Source organism: Streptosporangium sp. NPDC049248, assembly GCF_040678965.1.
Taxonomy (GTDB): Bacteria; Actinomycetota; Actinomycetes; order Streptosporangiales; family Streptosporangiaceae; genus Streptosporangium; species Streptosporangium fukuiense.
The window spans coordinates 38,395-54,015 of sequence record NZ_JBFAQY010000008.1 but is presented as its reverse complement, the minus strand read 5'-3'; the positions used below and the strand labels follow the sequence as shown (position 1 = coordinate 54,015).

Genomic DNA, 15,621 nt, shown 5'->3' with positions numbered 1-15,621 from the left:
GGCCGCGCCGGAGACCGGACCAGGAGAAGGGACGCACCGTTCTCCCACCTCAAGAATCACCCCGAGGACGTGCCTCATGCTCCTGTCCTTGAGGGACTACCCGTGAGGCCGCGCCGGCGACTGGACTGAGGAGAGCGGGGCCGTGAGGCCGCGCCGGCGACTGGACTGAGGAGAGGGAGGTCGCGAGGTACGAGCGGCCTTCCTCGACGAGGGAAGGAGCCGGGTAAGAGCGGCCGAACCGCGACGCGTTAGCGTCGCCGGCAACTCGCGAGGAACGAGCGGCCTCCCTAGACGAGGGAAGGAGCCGGACAAGAGCGGCCGAACCGCGACGCGTCAGCGTCGCCATGTAGATGAATCGTGCCGGGTTGACTACTCTCGGTTACATGTCAGAGGTGAGATCGGTCGTCGATCGAGACGACCTGTTGAGTCAGCGGGTCAGGGAACAGTGGACCAGCCAGCTCGGTCGGCGGCTCGATGTCCTGATCGCCGGGTGCGGATGGCCGGAACCGCTCGACCTGGGGCAGGCGGAGGCCAGGGTCATCGGGATCGACGAGGACCTGCCCGCGTTGCGTAAGAGCACGTCCGCCCGCAAGGATCTGGACTCGTGGGCGCTGGGCGACCTGCGCTCCGTGCCGGTGCCGCCGCGGGCGTTCGACGTCGTCTACGTGCCGTTCCTGCTTGAGCGGATCGAACACTCCGAGCTGGTGCTCGACCGGCTGCTCACCGGTCTGCGCCCCGGCGGGCTGCTGCTGGTCAGAATGCGCGACCGTGCCTCGGCGTACGGAGCCTGCGACCGGCTGGCGCCGTCGAGGCTGCGGCGGATGCTGTGGCGCAGGTTCGTCCCCTCGGGAACGGTGGGCCCGCTGCCCGCCGTCTACGAGCAGATCGCCTCGCGCGAGGGGATGCACTCCTTCTGCCTGGTGCGCGGGCTGATGGTGACCGAGGACATCTCCGCCAGCAGCGGGCCCGCGCTCAACGGACCTCTCGGTAAGCTTGCCCGCGCCGCCTGCTCGGTGGTGGAGGTCCTCTCCAGGGGACGCCGGCCCGCGTCTCACGACGAGATAACCATGGTGATCCGCAATCCCCAGAGCCATTTCGCCCGGCTGATCTGAGATCCGCCGGAGCGGTGGAGCCGGGGTCGCCGGACGGGGCGCCCATCCTGAGCAGGCGGGACCGGAAAGTCCGACGATCAGGATTGTGGAGCGGGAGCAGATGACGGCGCCTTTCGAGTGGACCCCCGACGCCCGTGAGCTGGCCGACCTCGAACTGCTGCTCTCCGGCGCCCTCAGCCCGCTGACCGGCTTTCTGAGCTCGGCCGACGCGCACTCCGTGGACGAGCACGGCACGCTCGCCGACGGCACGCCGTGGCCCGCGCCGGTCACCCTCACGCTGCCCGACGACCACCCCGCCGCCCCCGGCGACCGGATCACCCTGCGCGACCCCGAGGGCGCGGCGCTGGCTGTGCTGACCGTCACCGGGCGCGAGGACGGCTTCGTCGCCGGTCCCGTGGAGGCTCTGGACGCCCCCGAGCACGGGCCGTTCGCCCGGCTCCGCCACACTCCGGCGCGGGTCCGCGAGGAGGTGGGCGAGCAGGAGGCGGTCCTGGCCGTCACCATGCGCGGGCCGCTGGGCGATCTCGACGAGATCGTGGCGACCGCGCAGGAGCTGAAGGCGTCGATCCTGCTTCTCCCGCTGGCGTACGGCGAGGGTGGTCCCGCGGTGGTCCGCGCCGCGCTCAAGGCCCGTGACGCGCTGCCGGAGGGCACGCTCGTGGCGGTGGTGCCGCTGGCGCCCAGGGAGCCCGCCATCGACCTGGAGTTGCGCGAGCGCGTGGCCGAGGCCTACGGCGCGACCGAGCACCTGGCGGGCCCGGAACCCGTGACGATTCCCGGGCCCCCGCACCGACGGGGGCTGGTGATCTTCTTCACCGGCCTGTCGGGCTCCGGCAAGTCGACCGTCGCCCGAGGGCTGCGCGACGCGCTGCTTGAGCGTGGCAGCCGCACGGTGACCTACCTCGACGGCGACGTGGTGCGCCACCTGCTGTCGGCGGGGCTGACCTTCTCCAAGGAGGACCGCGACCTCAACATCCGCCGCATCGGCTTCGTCGCCGCCGAGGCCGCCAGGCACGGCGGCCTGGCGATCTGCGCCCCCATAGCGCCCTACGCCGCCACCCGCGAGGAGGTGCGCGCGATGGTCGAGGCCGTCGGCGCCGACTTCCTGCTGGTCCACGTCTCCACCCCGCTGGCGGAGTGCGAGCGCCGCGACCGCAAGGGGCTCTACGCCAAGGCCCGCGCGGGGCTCATTCCCGGGTTCACCGGCGTCTCCGACCCGTACGAGGAGCCGGACGACGCCGACCTGGAGATCGACACCACGGGCATCAGTGTGGACCGGGCCGTGCACCAGGTGCTCGACCCGCTGATCCAGGGCGGCTGGATCCGCTGACGGATCCCGGTCCCGTGACCCGCGTCGACGTCAGGATCGGCCCGCGGGGACGGCGGCGTCGAGGTACGGGTCGCGGGCGAGTTCGGCGAAGCTCCGCCGGCCGCCGGGGGTGGTGTCGAAGCGGGTGTCGCCCCGGGGGGCGCGTGGCGAGTCGAAGTAGACCAGGGCTTTGATCCGCGGGTAGTCGCGGATCTCCTCGCGTACCGAGGCGAAGAACCACTCCTTGAACCCGGGCCGGTCGTGGCGCTCGAAGACGCCCCACTCGGCGAGCATGACGGGCTTTCCCGGGAAGCGCCCACTCATCCAGCGGTAGAACCCGGGCCACCGGGGGAAGTCGGGCCGGGTCTTGTTGACCAGCCCGTCGAAGCTGTGCACCCGGTGGTCGACGTAGGGGTCCATCCCCACCCAGTCGACCACGTCGTCACCGGGGTAGAGCTTCTCGAACCAGGGCTCCGACGCCCAGTTGGGCGCCCCCATGTAGGTCATCACGGTGACGGCGTTGGTCACACCCCCGTGCCGCAGGCGCCGCACCACATGCCGGAACATCGCCGCGTAGTCGGCCGCGGACATACCCGCGCCGCGGGCCTCCCGTACGTCGTTCTCCGGCTCGTGGTGGACCGTGAGGAAGAACTTCTCCGGGAAGGTCCGCACGATGTGGGCGGCCAGCCGGTCGATCCGCTCGTCCAGCGCGCCGTGCGCGATCTGCTCCCAGGTGTGCTCCAGGGAGGGCTTCCAGTTGATCAGCAGGAGCCTGCGGCCGTCCGGATCGCGGGCGATGGCACGCTCCGCGGAGGTCGGGAAGAGCTCGTCCCCCCGGTGGTAGACGTGCATGATGTCGGCCGGGCGGCCCATGCGCCGCTCGGCTCTGGCCAGCGCCCGCTCGGGAGGCCTCCCGGTGAAGATCTCCGGTGCGACGCCCCACCAGGCTCCGCAGGAGGGGACGAGCCTGCCGGTGACCTCGCAGGCGGCCCGTGGGCGCTCGCCCGCCGGATCCGGTACGCGCGCGGACGTCCGAGGCTCCCGGGACGCACCGGGACTCTCCGCCCCCGGTGTGCCCGGCGTACTCGGCGCCTGCCGGGCACCCGCGGCATCGGAGGTCTTCGAGGCGCTGGAGGTCCGGCCGAGCCCGCTCAGCCCCGCCATGCCCAGTCCGAGAGTGCCCAGTCCCAGCACCAGGATGACAGCCGAACCGGCAATTCTTACCATACGTGGAATTATGTCCATAGTGGCATTTGTCCGATGCACCGGTTCCTCACAGCCGTCGCGCGCACGCATTCTTCGACCATCACCGGAAACACCTTCCCACCGCCTGGACGTGCCTCGCCCCCGACTTTACCGGCCCGTGCCGGAGCCCCGGAGCAGCCGGTGGGAAATGTCGGATAAATAGCTGTTATCTCATCGTGATTAGCGGGATCGACGCGAAGAAAATCTTGTGTATTGGTTCGGGGAAATGGGCGGCCGACCTATAGTTCCTAGGGTTCCCAGCGTCTGTTCGCCGGAGAGGCACTCGCGAGACATGAGCCCGTCACCGGACGCCCCCGGCCGCCGCGCAGGCGGAGACCTGGCGGACTACGCGTCGTTCCTCCGCCGCCGATGGCTGATCATCTGCTCCCTGCTCCTCACCGGAGCCGGTGCCGGCGCAGTCCTGCTACGGCTCGTCCCGCCCTCCTACACCGCCTCCGCTCAGGTCCTGGTGACCGCCACCGGTTCGCCGGAACAGACCAACCAGGTCACCAACCGCCAGCGCGAACCGCTCAACCTCGACACCGAGGCCCAGGTCGCCCGGTCCGCAGTGGTCGCGGCGAAGGCCCACGAGCTGTCCGGCGCTCCCGGCTGTCCCGCCGTGGTCTCCGTGCCGCCCAACACCTCGGTCCTGGAGATCTCCTGCACCGCCGCCGACCCGAAGGCGGCCGCCTCGGGCGCGAGCGCCTACGCCCTCGCCTACCTGGCCCAGCGCCGGGAGTCGTCCACCCAGATGCTCACGGCCCAGCTCAAGGCCGTGCTGGTCAAGCTGAGGCAGGTCAACGCGGGCCTCGCCAAGGTCGCCACCACGCTCCCCCTGCTGAGCAGGGGCACCACGGAGCGAGCCCTCGCCCTCCAGCGGCAGGACATCCTCGGCCGCCAGGCCCAAACCCTCACCGCCAGGTACGACGCCCTCAAGACCATCGCCGTCACCCCCGGATCGGTGATCAGCAAGGCGGTGGCGCCCACCGCCCCCAGCGCCCCCCGCCCGCCCCTCTACCTGGGCAGCGGCCTCATGGCGGGACTGCTCTGCGGGGTCGGGGTCGCCTGGCTCCGTGACCGCCTCGACACCACCCTGCGGACCACCGCCGACGTCAGGCGTCTGACCGGTCTCGACGCCCTCGGCGGCGAGGAGATCCGCGGCCTGGCGGGTGCGGTGCTCGTGATCGCCGTGCCCGGCACCTCCTCACGCGAGGTGCGGGACGCCGTACGGACCCTGAACGACCGCGGAGTCCGAGTGATCGGCGCCTTCGTCGGCCGCGGTGACGCCCCACCGCCCGATCTCCCGTCCGGCCCCGCGCGGACCCCGCACATCTCGTCCGCGGCACAGCCCGGCGCGGCCCGCCCCAGGAGAACCGAACGGCCCCTCGCGGGCCTGGCGGGCGGTGACCGGGCCGCACCGGACTCCCCGGACACCGGAGTCGCACCCGGAACATCCGGGAACCTCCCATCCGGACGGCAGGCCACGGCCGGGCGGAGGGGACATCGGCTGTGAGGAGGCTGCGTCCGGCCGCCTGGCCGATCGCCGCGCTCCTGGTGGGATATCCAGTCTGGTGGGCGCTCGGTTTCGGCGGCCTGTCGGTGGTCGTGACGGCCCCGGCGATGGCCCTGATCCTGCTGCGGAGGCGGCCGATCAGGGCGCCGCGCGGATTCGGGCTCTGGCTGCTGCTCCTGGCGGGCTACCTGATCAGCGCGCTGATGCTCGGCGAGATGCCGCCGGGCACCTACGGCGAGTTCGGCGCCGGGCGGCTCGCCGGCTACCTGATGCGCCTCTGCCTCTACCTGTCACTGACGATCATGGTGCTCTACCTCGGCAACCTGACGGAGGAGGAGCTGCCCCAGCTCACCCTGGTGCGCATGCTCGGCGCGCTGTTCGTCACGACCGTGGCGGGCGGCCTGCTGGGCGTGTTCGCCCCGCGCGCCGAGTTCACCTCACCGGTCGAGCTGATCCTCCCCGGCTGGATCAGTGGCAACCCCTTCGTCCACAACCTGATCCATCCCACCGCCGCCCAGGTGCAGAAGGTCCTCGGCCACGCCTCCCCCCGCCCGGAGGCGCCTTTCGAGTGGGCCAACGCCTGGGGCGGCAACATCTCGGTGCTGCTCGTCTGGTTCGTGATCGGCTGGTGGGTGTACGGCGGCCCGCGCAGGCGCCTGGCCATGATCCCGCTGACCGCGCTGGCCGCGATCCCCGTCGTCTACTCGCTCAACCGCGGCCTGTGGATCGGGCTCGGCGTCGCCGCCGCGTACGTCCTGGTGCGCCTGAACGCGCGGGCCCGCATCGCGGCCTGCTCGGCTCTGGTCGCGGGGGCACTGGTGTTCGCTCTCAGCCCGCTGCAGACGATGGTGGCCCAGCGGCTGGACAGCCCGCACAGCAACGACATCCGCGCCTTCACCGTGTCGGCGACCGTCGCCGCCGCGGGCACCTCACCGCTCATCGGCTACGGCAACACCAGGAACGCCACGGGCAACCACCGGACGATCACCACCGGCAGGAGCGGCTGGTGTCCCACCTGCGGCCACCCACCGCTGGGGAGCGACGGCCAGCTCTGGTACCTGATGATCACGCAGGGCTTCACCGGGGCCGTGCTCTACGTGGCGTTCTTCGCCGGGGCCGTCCGCCGCCACTGGCGCGACCGGAGCCCGATCGGCATGGCGGGGGTTCTCGTGATGATCCTCACCCTGCTCTACATGTTCGTCTACGACGGGCTGTTCACACCGCTCAGCCTGTATCTGATCTCCTTCGCGCTGCTCTGGAGGAACTCGATGGAGAGCACCGCCGCGTCAACGACCCCCTCCTGAAGGAGAGGGCTTGAGGCACAGTGATGCGCTTTACAGGCCCCGCGTTGACCAGCCCTGGCCGTCATGAACTGGAGGTGTGATCCAGATGGCTACGTTGAACACAAGAGCGCAGACCGACCTTGGGGTGCTTCCTCAGCTCCAAGCTCTCGAATCCGTGGGAGCAGACACGCCCGAGGGTGGGCACGAAACGGCTCACGGACACCGCCTCGCGGCGGTATCTGGTGTTCACCATGGGCGAGGGGAGACCGGTCCGGCCGCACCGCCGCACCGGCGTCACCCCGAGGACGCTTCGGCGTCTGAGGGAGCGAACCGTGAGGTTCACCCCGTCGTGTTCGTCCTGGACGCCCGCGGCCATCCGCTCGACCCCTGTCCCCCTGCCCGTGCCCGTCGCCTGCTGGCGGCCGGGCGGGCGGTGGTGGTGCGTCACACCCCGTTCGTCATCCGTCTCAAAGACCGGTCGGTAGCCGACTCCACCGTGGCAGGCGTACAGGTCGGTATCGACCCCGGCTCCAAGCACACCGGTCTGGCGGTGTTCACCGACCACGGCGGAAGCCGGAGCGGGTGGTATGCGATTCAGCTCGACCACCGAGGCGCGGCGATCCGCGACAGGCTCAGCGCGCGGGCCGCGCTACGCCGGGGCCGCAGATCACGCAACCTGCGCCACCGCGCCCCCCGGTTCCTCAACCGCACCAAATCGAAAGGGTGGCTCGCACCGTCGCTACGACACCGCGTCGAGACCACCATGTCATGGGTGGCGCGGCTGACCCGGTGGGCGCCCGTCACCGCCGTCCACGTAGAGAAGGCCTCCTTCGACACCCACACCCTCTCGGCGGGCAAGCCGCTCGAAGGAGCCGAATACCAGCGGGGCACCCTCGCCGGGTACGAGGTCCGCGAATACCTGCTCGCCAAATGGGGGCACACCTGCGCCTACTGCGGCGCCAGTGGCGTACCGCTCAACCTCGACCACATCCACCCCCGCAGCCGGGGCGGCTCCGACCGGATCAGCAACCTCACCCTGGCCTGCATCCGCTGTAACCAGGCCAAGAACGCGACACCGGTAGAGGTGTTCTGCAAGGGCAAGCCCGCCCTGCTGGCGAGGATCCTCAAGCAGGCGAAGGCTCCGCTGCGCGACGCGGCGGCGGCCAACGCCACCCGGTGGGCGCTGTGGCGGGCCCTGGAAAGGGCCGGCCTGTCCGTTCACACCGCCTCCGGTGGCCGCACGAAGTGGAACCGGTCGCGCACCGGTGCCGCCAAGTCCCACACGTTGGACGCGCTGCACGTCGGCCACCTCGACACCGTGACCACCTGGCCGTCCACCGTGCTCGTGGTCAAGGCGACCGGGCGCGGCAGCTACGCACGCACCCGCCCCGACCGCTACGGCTTCCCTCGCCTGCGACTGCCCCGGACCAAGCAGGTCAAAGGGTTCGCCACCGGCGACCTGGTCCGCGCCACCGTCCCGACCGGCAAGAAGGCCGGAGTCCACACCGGGCGGGTCGCGGTCCGCAGCACCGGCAGTTTCAACATCACCACCCGGCACGGCACCGTGCAGGGCATCGGCCACCGCCACGTCCGCCTGCTCCAACGAGCCGACGGCTACGGCTACACCACCCACCCGGAAACGCGGCACCGTGCCACGTTTCCTCCCCCGCCCGAAGGCGGGGGTCTCCACGCTGAAGGTATTTGATGAACGACGCGCGCGCCCGGCTGCGCTACCTCGACGAGACCATCGACCTGCTGTTCCCCGGTCCCGGCGCCCCGAGGCCCTACACCCTGCTCCCCCACCGGCTGCTCCCCCGCAGGCTGGTCCCCCGTGCCTGGTGGCATCCCGGCGGGAGGCTCATCGTGCCGTCCGGGCAGGACGGCATCGAGAACCACCTGAGCGAGGTGTTCGACACCCCCGTCCGCGTCACGCTGCGCGTGCGCCCCGCACTGCGCGCCAACCGCAAGCCGATTCTGGAGGCGCGCGGCCCCGACGGGCCGATCGCCTTCGTGAAGGTCGGCGACACCGACCTGACCAGGGAGCTCGTCGCGCACGAGGCGCGGACGCTCGACCTGCTCGCCGGTGTGCCGCTGAAGACGGTCGTCCCACCCGCCGTGCTGCACCACGGATCCTGGCGCGGCCTGTCCGTGCTGGCGCTGACCCCGCTCCCGGTACGGCGGGGACGGATCCCCTGCGGCGTCCTCACCGACGCGATCGCCGAGATCGCCCGTGTCCCCGCGGAGCCGGTCCCGGAGCGCGCGCCTTCCAAAGACCCCGGCTGCCCGGACCCGGCGGGGCGTGCCCTCGGAGACCGCGCTCGGGCCACCGGGACGGAGCCTCGCACCGGACGGGAGTTCGCCTGGCACGGTGACCTGACGCCCTGGAACATCTCTCGGGGCCCCGACGGGCGGCTGCTGGTCTGGGACTGGGAGCGGTTCGGCACCGGGGTACCGCTCGGCTTCGACGCCGTCCACCACTTCTTCCAGCGGGCCCTGCGCCGCGACGCCCCGATCACCGCCGCCAGAGCCTGTGTGGCGCGGGCCCTGCGGATCCTGGCCCCGTTCGGGCTGTCGGCTGCCGAATCCCGGCTGACCGCCATCCGCTACCTGATCGCGCTCGCCGACCGGCACGCGGCCGACGGCCACGCGCCCCTCGGACCGCCGGAACTCTGGCTCAACCCCGTCGTCGACTCCCAGGAGGCCCTGCCGTGAAACCCGCGCTGAAGCGCTCGCTCCACGCGGCCACCTGGGGCATGGGACGCCTCACCTCGGGGAGCCGAGTGCTGCCCTCCTTCCTCATCGTCGGGGCGCAGCGCTGCGGCACCACCTCGCTGTACCGCGCCCTGTCCCAGCACCCGCTCATCCTCAAACCGGTGCTGCGCAAGGGCGTGCACTACTTCGACATGGCGTACGACCGGGGCCTGTCCTGGTACCGGGCGCACTTTCCGCTGCGGGTGTCGGCCTCCGCACTGGCACGCAGGTACGGTTGCCGGCCCCAGGCCTTCGAGTCGTCGCCCTACTACCTGTTCCACCCCCTGGCCGGCCCCCGTATCGCCCGCGACCTGCCGGGTACCAGGCTGATCGTGCTGGTCCGCGACCCCGTCGAGCGGGCCTACTCCGCGCACGCCCACGAACTGGCCAGGGGGTTCGAGACGGAGCCGTCCTTCGCCAGGGCCGTGGAACTGGAGGAGGAGCGGCTGGCCGGGGCGGTGCGGGCCCTGCGCGACTCGCCGCACTCGACGAACCTGTCCCACCGCCACCACGCCTACCTGGCCAGGGGCCGCTACGCCGAGCAGCTCGCCCGGCTGGAGCCACTGGTCGGCAGGGACCGCCTGCTCGTCATCGACAGCGGCCGGTTCTTCGCCGAACCGGAGCTCGTCTACGACCGCGTGCTGGCCTTCCTGGGGCTGCCGCACCTCGGCGATCCGGTGTTCGAACGGCACAACTCCCGGACCAGACCCGCTCCGATGCCCCGCAGGCTCCGTCGCGAGCTGGCCGGCCGCTTCGAGGAGCAGGACACCCTGCTGACCTCGTGGCTGGGCGGGGAGCCGTCGTGGCGCCGCTGAGCCCCACCCGTCTGGCGGGTCTGACCGGGGCCGCGCGGAGCGGGGTGGCGGGGCTGCTGGGGGCGGGTGCCGGGGCCGCCGCTCAGTTCCTGACCGTCGTACTGGTCGCCAGGGGGGTGGGCCAGGAGACGGCGGGTGCCTTCTTCTCGGTGACCGCCCTGTGCCTGGCGGTCGCCACGGTCCTGCGACTGGACGTGGGGAACGGGCTCGTCTACTTCGTCGCCAGGTCCCGTCCTTTCGACCACCGCCGCACCTCCGGCTACGTCCGCGCGGCGCTCGTCCCGGTCGCGGCACTCTCGCTGGCGGCCGCCTGCGCGATCATCCTCAGCACCTCCGACCCCGCGCTGCGGGTACTGGCGACGGCCCTGCCCGCGGTGACGTGCTCGGGCGTCATGGTGAGCGCGACCCGGGGGTTCGGTTCGATGCGGCCGACCGTGCTGCTGGACGGCGTGCTCCAGCCGTCGGCCCAGCTCGCCCTGGTCGGGACCGTGGTGCTCGCGGGCCGCGACTCGGTGCCGCTGCTCGCCGCGGCCTGGGCACTGCCGTACCTGCCGGTGCTGCTGCTGGCCTCGGTCTGGTTGCACCGGCGGCTGCCTCGGACGTCCTACCTGCCGGGCACCGCGCACGACCTGTGGCGCCACACCTGGCCCCGATCGCTGGCGGCCGGAATCCAGGCGGTGTTCCAGCGGCTGGACATCGTGATCGTGGCGTTGCTGGCCGGGCCGGCCGAGGCCGCCGTCTACACCGCCGCCACCCGTTTCAAGATCGTGGGCCAGCTGGCCGGCCAGGGCCTGGCGCAGGCCACCCAACCGAGGCTGGTGCGGGCCCTGGCCGAAGGCGACCTGCCACGTGCCCGGGAGCTGTACCAGTCGGCCACCCTCTGGCTGGTCCTGCTGACCTGGCCGGTCTGGCTCGGGTACGCGGCACTCGCTCCGTGGCTGCTCGGAGCCGTCTTCGGGGACGGCTACGCCTCCGGTGCACCGGTGGCGATCGTGCTGGCCGTGACGATGACGCTCGCCACCGCTTGCGGGATGGCCGACGTGGTGCTGACCGCCGCCGGGCACACCGGCGCCAGCCTGGCCAACCTGGCCGCCGCCGTCGCCACGACCGTGCTGCTCGACCTGCTGCTGATCCCCTCCCTGGGCTCGCTCGGCGCCGCCCTCGGCTGGGCGGGGGGCACGATGGTCAAGAACCTGCTGCCGCTCTGGCACATCCACCGCCGGTACGGTCTGCGGCCCTTCGGCGCGCACAGCCTGGCCGCCCTGAGCCCGTGGCGGGCATCCTGATGGGCGCTGTGCCCCCCATGCCCCCCGTGCTGGTCACCGGGCTGCCCAGGACCGGGACGAGTTGGACGGGCAGGATGCTCGCGGCGAGCGGGGAACTGGTCTACGTCAACGAACCGCTCAACCCCGAGCATCCGCCTGGCGGCTCCCCCGGCGTCCTCGACTCCGTGGTCGGCCACCGCTTCCAGTACATCTGCACCGACAACGAGCGGGGCTGGCTGCCCGCCTTCACCCGCACCGTCGCGCTGCGCTACGGGTTTTGGGCCGAACTGCGCCGCAACCGCTCACCGTACGACCTGGCGCGGATGGTCCGGTACGGCACCGCGTTCACGCTGGGGCGGCTGCGTGGCCGCCGGGCGCTGCTCGACGACCCGTTCGCGCTGTTCTCCGCCGGATGGTTCGCCGACCGGCTCGGATGTCGGGTGATCATCCTGCTCCGCGACCCGGTGGCCTTCGTCGGTAGCTGGCAACGGCTCGGCTGGACCGTCTACTTCCACGAACTACTCGAACAGCCGCTGCTGATGCGCGACCAGCCCCACCTGGAGGCGCTGCGCCCGCTGGTCGGCTCCCAGGACCGCATCGCCAAGGCCGTGGCCCTGTGGCGGGCGGCCGGGATCACCGCCGCCGACCTGGCCGGACGGCATCCTCGGATAACCCTGGCCCGCTACGAGGACCTGGCCCGCGACCCGCTGACGGAGTTTCGCCGCCTGTACGAACGGACCGGCCTGACCTGGTCGGCCCGCGCCGAGGGGCGCGTTCGCCACGCGTGCACCGCCGCGTCCGGCGCGAGTGGCGACGGCTTCGCCTGGAGCGGCCTGTCCCGTACGGCCTACCGGCCGATGGACTCGCGCCGCGCCCTCGCCGAGGCCGACGCCAGGCTGAGCCCGCAGGAGGCCCTCCGGGTCAGGGAGCTGGCCTCCTGACGGACGGCGTTCTCTCAGGAGGGTCTTTCAGGAGAAGAGCCCGCGCAGCAGGGATACCGCGAGGAGCCTGAGGGCGTACGGCAGGTCGTCGACCAGATAGCGGCGAGCCAGCCTGCCAGGCTCCCGGGTCAGCCGGAAGAGCCACTCCAGGCCGCCCCCGCGCATCCACGCCGGAGCCCGCCGGACGGTGCCCGCGGCGAAGGCGATCGCCGAGCCACAGCCGACGAACCAGGTGCCCGGCAGGTCCCGGCGGAGCGAGGCGATGAGCCGCTCCTGCTTGGGGAAGCCGAGCCCGACGAAGACCAGCCGGGGTGCCGCGGCGATCACGGCGTCGCGTACCCGGGCATAGCTCTCCGGATCGTCCTCGAACCCGTACGGCGGGGCGTCGACTCCGGCGATCATCAGCTTCGGGTGGCGGCCCACCAGCTCGCAGGCCGCCTGCACGGCCGCGCCCGCGGGGCCGCCCAGCAGGTACACGGGGTGGCGGTAGAAGGCGGCGGCCTCCGACAGGGACCAGATCAGGTCGGCACCGGCGACCCGGCCGGGCAGGGGGGTGCCGAGCAGTCTCGCCGCCCAGACCAACGGCATGCCGTCCGCCACCGCGAGGTCGGCGCCTTCGACGAACCCGCGGGCCCGCTCGTCGCGGGCGACGATCCGGCTGATGTCGATGTTCGGAGTGACGAGGTGGCCGCCCTCACCGCGTTTCAGCGCGGCGACCACGTGGTCGACCACCTCGCCCTCGGTCATCGGATCGATCGCGACGCCCGCCACCCGCACGCGCCTGCGCAGGCGTCTGCGGGTGGCCCTGTCCGGCCTGGGCCGCCGGCGGGGGGCGACCTGCGTCGCCCCCCGCCTGGCGGCCGGCGTCCCGGCCCGCCCGGCGACGGCGGGCAGGCCGGGCACCGGACCGTACCCGGTGGTCGCGGACCGGTGGTCGGTGACGGGCGGGATCGACATCACGGCGTGAACGGCCTTGCCCGTCGCGAACGAGGCGATCTGCGGGTCGTAGCGAGATGGCGCCAAAGGATGCCCGGTGACCTGCCCCATCACGGCGGAAACCACCGGCAGGCCGTAGCGGGCGGACGCGCGCGGACGATCGGCGGTCCGCCCCACCTCCGACGGAGCGGCGAGCAGATCATGGCGAGCGGTCATTGACGGGCGCTCGGCGCCCCGCCCCGGCAGGAGCGGGACGACCTGCACGCCGTGGCGCGCGAGCACCGGCAGGCGTTCGACGGCCTGACCGGCCGAGGGCGGGGCGACCTGCGGGCCATAGCGGACCGTCACCCGCGGACGCTCGGTGATGGGCGCCATCAGATGCCGTGCCCTCGGTGGTGCAGGACGCTGAGCAGGGTCCGCGCGGGGACCAGGCCGGCCGCCACCGCGAGCGCGATGGGTGCCCGGGGCTCGCCGTGGCGGGCGGTGAACGCCCGCCAGGCCCAGCGGCCCGCCTCCCGCCGCTGGCCGAGGGCCGCGTGGTGGAAGGCGAGCTGACCGTAGACCCGCGCCGCGCCGCGCGGATCCACGGCCAGATCAGGGTGCCGGGCGAGCATCCACTGCAGCCCGGCGATCCGGTCGGCCCAGCGGGCCACGTACGAGGAGCCTCCCCAGCGCACCCGGACCAGAGGCCGGTCGACGTGCACGATGGGGTGCTGGGCCGCGGCGCGCAGCGCCAGGTCCCAGTCCTCGTTCTGGCCCTTGGGGGCGCTCTCGTCCACCCAGAGCCCGCCGCGCCGGAACACGAACGTCGAGGAGTGCACCATCACCATGCGCGAGCGCACCAGGTGACGGTAGGTGACGCGACTGGTCCCCGCCAGGCGGGGAATGCGGCGCGAGCCGTACTCGACCTCGATGGCGCAACTGGAGAAGCGGGCGTCCGGCTCCGCCTCAAGCGCGGCGACCTGGGCGGCGACCTTGCCGGGCAGCCACTGGTCGTCGTCGTCGCAGAAGGCGACGAGATCGGTGCCGAGGGCCGCGATGCCGGTGTTGCGGGCACCGGGCAGGCCCGGGGTGAGCCGGTTGGCCATCACCCGCACTCCCCGCGAGGGCGCCCCGCGCCGGCCGGGTGCCAGTGCCCTGCTGGCCAGGAGGTCGGCCACCTGGTCGGCGACCCAGGCCGGATCTCCGCCGTCCACGACCACCACCACCTCGACGGGGCCGGAGTGGTCCTGACCGAGCACCGCGAGCGTGGCCGCGCGCAGCTGGTCGGGCCGGTGTCCCCGGGTGGGGATGACGACACCCACCGATGTGTTCACACGAGTCTCCTGTGATAGCCATACTTGATCATGAGCGGCCAGGTAAGCGCGGTGACCAGGCGCAGCTGCCGGGACCCCGCGGCGGCACGCCAGCCGTCGTCCCTGGTCAGCTCGGTACGGCCGACCGTGAAGCGGATGGGGTTGCCCGAGGCGGTGTGCGCCGTCGAGAGCTCCGCCCAGCTGCCCGAGAGGAAGTCGAGGCGGCAGGAGAGGCCGATCCCGGCGACCAGGCGCCTGAGCGTGTCGGCGGGAGCGCCGAGCAGGTCCTCATAGCGGACCCGGGTGACCGGGACACCCCTGCGGGCGAGGAGTCCGAGACCGAGGTTCTCGCTCAGCCAGTGCAACGAGGTGCGGGAAGGTGACCAGTGGGTCATCGGACGCCCGTCCTCCGGGCGCTCGACCCGCCTGCGCCAGGAGTGCGCGACCGCGCGGGGGTCGCGGACCACGTGCACGACATGGACGTCGACCCCGGCCGCCGCCAGGCAGAAGGCCAGCGAGGCGTGCTTGCTCGAATCGATCACGACCGGGCAGTCGGCGACCTCCCCCGCCGCGTCGTACAGATCGCGGTGGACGGCGACATACTCGTCCAGCTCGGCGGTGCCGGGTGTCGGCCACCTGCCGTTTCCCGCCCGCTCCTCGGCCAGCATCCTGGCCAGGGTCGGGATGCGCCGGGTGCGGTCGACGCGGGCCCTGAGCGCGATCATCCGGCGGGCCAGGTCCGCGGACCAGCCTCCGAACGCGCGCATCCCGACCTTGTCCCAGAAGGGGCACGTCCCGAAGGGCTCGCCGCATCCGCAGGCCTCGTCCGCGAGCACGCTCCTGGCCCAGAGGTGGACGACCTCGCCGAGCGGCACGATACCGGGGACCTCCCCGAGCAGGCGCTCCAGCAGCGTGGTCCCGCTGCGGCCGAGGCCGCCCAGGAAAACCACCCGAGCAGGTGACGGACTATCAGACACAGGCACGAATCCTTACCCGATGGATACGGAATGTGCCGAGGCTAGCGCGGAGCGTAACGGAGGGGTCAGAGAACGGACAAAGGATCTACCCAGTGAACGCGGCACCGTCCGCCGGTGCCGCGTTCCCACGATGAGGGCCGACCCGGGTACGGGACCTGGAGCACCCCGTACCCGGTCGC

Annotated in this window: 13 protein-coding genes; 9 read left to right on the top strand and 4 right to left on the bottom strand. The window is 72.3% G+C overall.

Annotation, left to right across the window (positions count from 1 at the left end; translation table 11 throughout):
• Positions 1–383: 383 nt before the first annotated feature.
• Both AB0K21_RS17100 and cysC read left to right on the top strand, forming a co-directional pair.
• Positions 384–1,112: a class I SAM-dependent methyltransferase gene (locus tag AB0K21_RS17100; protein ID WP_343977859.1), complete on the top strand. Its 729-nt coding sequence runs from the start codon at positions 384–386 to the stop codon at positions 1,110–1,112.
• 100 nt (positions 1,113–1,212) lie between these two features.
• Positions 1,213–2,442, top strand: a complete 1,230-nt coding sequence (gene cysC, locus AB0K21_RS17095; protein ID WP_343977862.1) for an adenylyl-sulfate kinase — start codon at positions 1,213–1,215, stop codon at positions 2,440–2,442.
• 30 nt (positions 2,443–2,472) lie between these two features.
• Here cysC and AB0K21_RS17090 read toward each other — a convergent pair whose 3' ends face one another.
• Positions 2,473–3,648: a hypothetical protein gene (locus AB0K21_RS17090; RefSeq protein ID WP_343977865.1), complete on the bottom strand. Its 1,176-nt coding sequence runs from the start codon at positions 3,646–3,648 to the stop codon at positions 2,473–2,475.
• Positions 3,649–3,958: 310 nt separating this feature from the next.
• Between AB0K21_RS17090 and AB0K21_RS17085 the strand changes: the two genes are divergently transcribed.
• The 7 genes from AB0K21_RS17085 (at position 3,959) to AB0K21_RS17055 (ending at position 12,234) form a co-directional block, all read left to right on the top strand.
• Entirely contained in the window at positions 3,959–5,179 is a 1,221-nt protein-coding gene (locus AB0K21_RS17085; protein ID WP_364150906.1) for a Wzz/FepE/Etk N-terminal domain-containing protein, read from the top strand.
• Positions 5,176–6,483, top strand: coding sequence for a hypothetical protein (locus AB0K21_RS17080; RefSeq protein WP_364150904.1), 1,308 nt, complete (start codon positions 5,176–5,178; stop codon positions 6,481–6,483). Before AB0K21_RS17085 ends, AB0K21_RS17080 begins: the two co-directional genes overlap by 4 nt.
• A gap of 328 nt (positions 6,484–6,811) precedes the next feature.
• Positions 6,812–8,167: an RNA-guided endonuclease IscB gene (gene iscB, locus AB0K21_RS17075; protein ID WP_364150901.1), complete on the top strand. Its 1,356-nt coding sequence runs from the start codon at positions 6,812–6,814 to the stop codon at positions 8,165–8,167.
• On the top strand, positions 8,167–9,174 hold the full coding sequence (locus tag AB0K21_RS17070; RefSeq protein WP_364150898.1) for a hypothetical protein: 1,008 nt from the start codon (positions 8,167–8,169) through the stop codon (positions 9,172–9,174). Before iscB ends, AB0K21_RS17070 begins: the two co-directional genes overlap by 1 nt.
• Entirely contained in the window at positions 9,171–10,028 is an 858-nt protein-coding gene (locus AB0K21_RS17065; RefSeq protein WP_343977880.1) for a sulfotransferase, read from the top strand. Before AB0K21_RS17070 ends, AB0K21_RS17065 begins: the two co-directional genes overlap by 4 nt.
• Positions 10,016–11,314 carry a lipopolysaccharide biosynthesis protein gene (locus tag AB0K21_RS17060; protein WP_364150895.1) on the top strand — a complete coding sequence of 433 codons (1,299 nt, stop codon included), beginning with the start codon at positions 10,016–10,018 and terminating at the stop codon, positions 11,312–11,314. The genes AB0K21_RS17065 and AB0K21_RS17060 overlap by 13 nt, the downstream gene beginning before the upstream one ends.
• Positions 11,315–11,331: 17 nt before the next feature.
• Complete coding sequence (locus tag AB0K21_RS17055; RefSeq protein ID WP_343977900.1) at positions 11,332–12,234, top strand: sulfotransferase; 903 nt, start codon at positions 11,332–11,334, stop codon at positions 12,232–12,234.
• Between the two features lie 27 nt (positions 12,235–12,261).
• Here the strand turns inward: AB0K21_RS17055 and AB0K21_RS17050 are convergent, their stop codons facing one another.
• The 3 genes from AB0K21_RS17050 to AB0K21_RS17040 are packed head-to-tail and all read right to left on the bottom strand — an operon-like array spanning position 12,262 to position 15,415.
• Positions 12,262–13,518: a WecB/TagA/CpsF family glycosyltransferase gene (locus tag AB0K21_RS17050; protein WP_364150892.1), complete on the bottom strand. Its 1,257-nt coding sequence runs from the start codon at positions 13,516–13,518 to the stop codon at positions 12,262–12,264.
• Positions 13,519–13,544: 26 nt separating this feature from the next.
• On the bottom strand, positions 13,545–14,486 hold the full coding sequence (locus tag AB0K21_RS17045) for a glycosyltransferase (protein ID WP_343962563.1): 942 nt from the start codon (positions 14,484–14,486) through the stop codon (positions 13,545–13,547).
• Entirely contained in the window at positions 14,483–15,415 is a 933-nt protein-coding gene (locus tag AB0K21_RS17040) for a sulfotransferase (RefSeq protein WP_364150889.1), read from the bottom strand. The genes AB0K21_RS17045 and AB0K21_RS17040 overlap by 4 nt, the downstream gene beginning before the upstream one ends.
• Between the last annotated feature and the right edge of the window lie 206 nt (positions 15,416–15,621).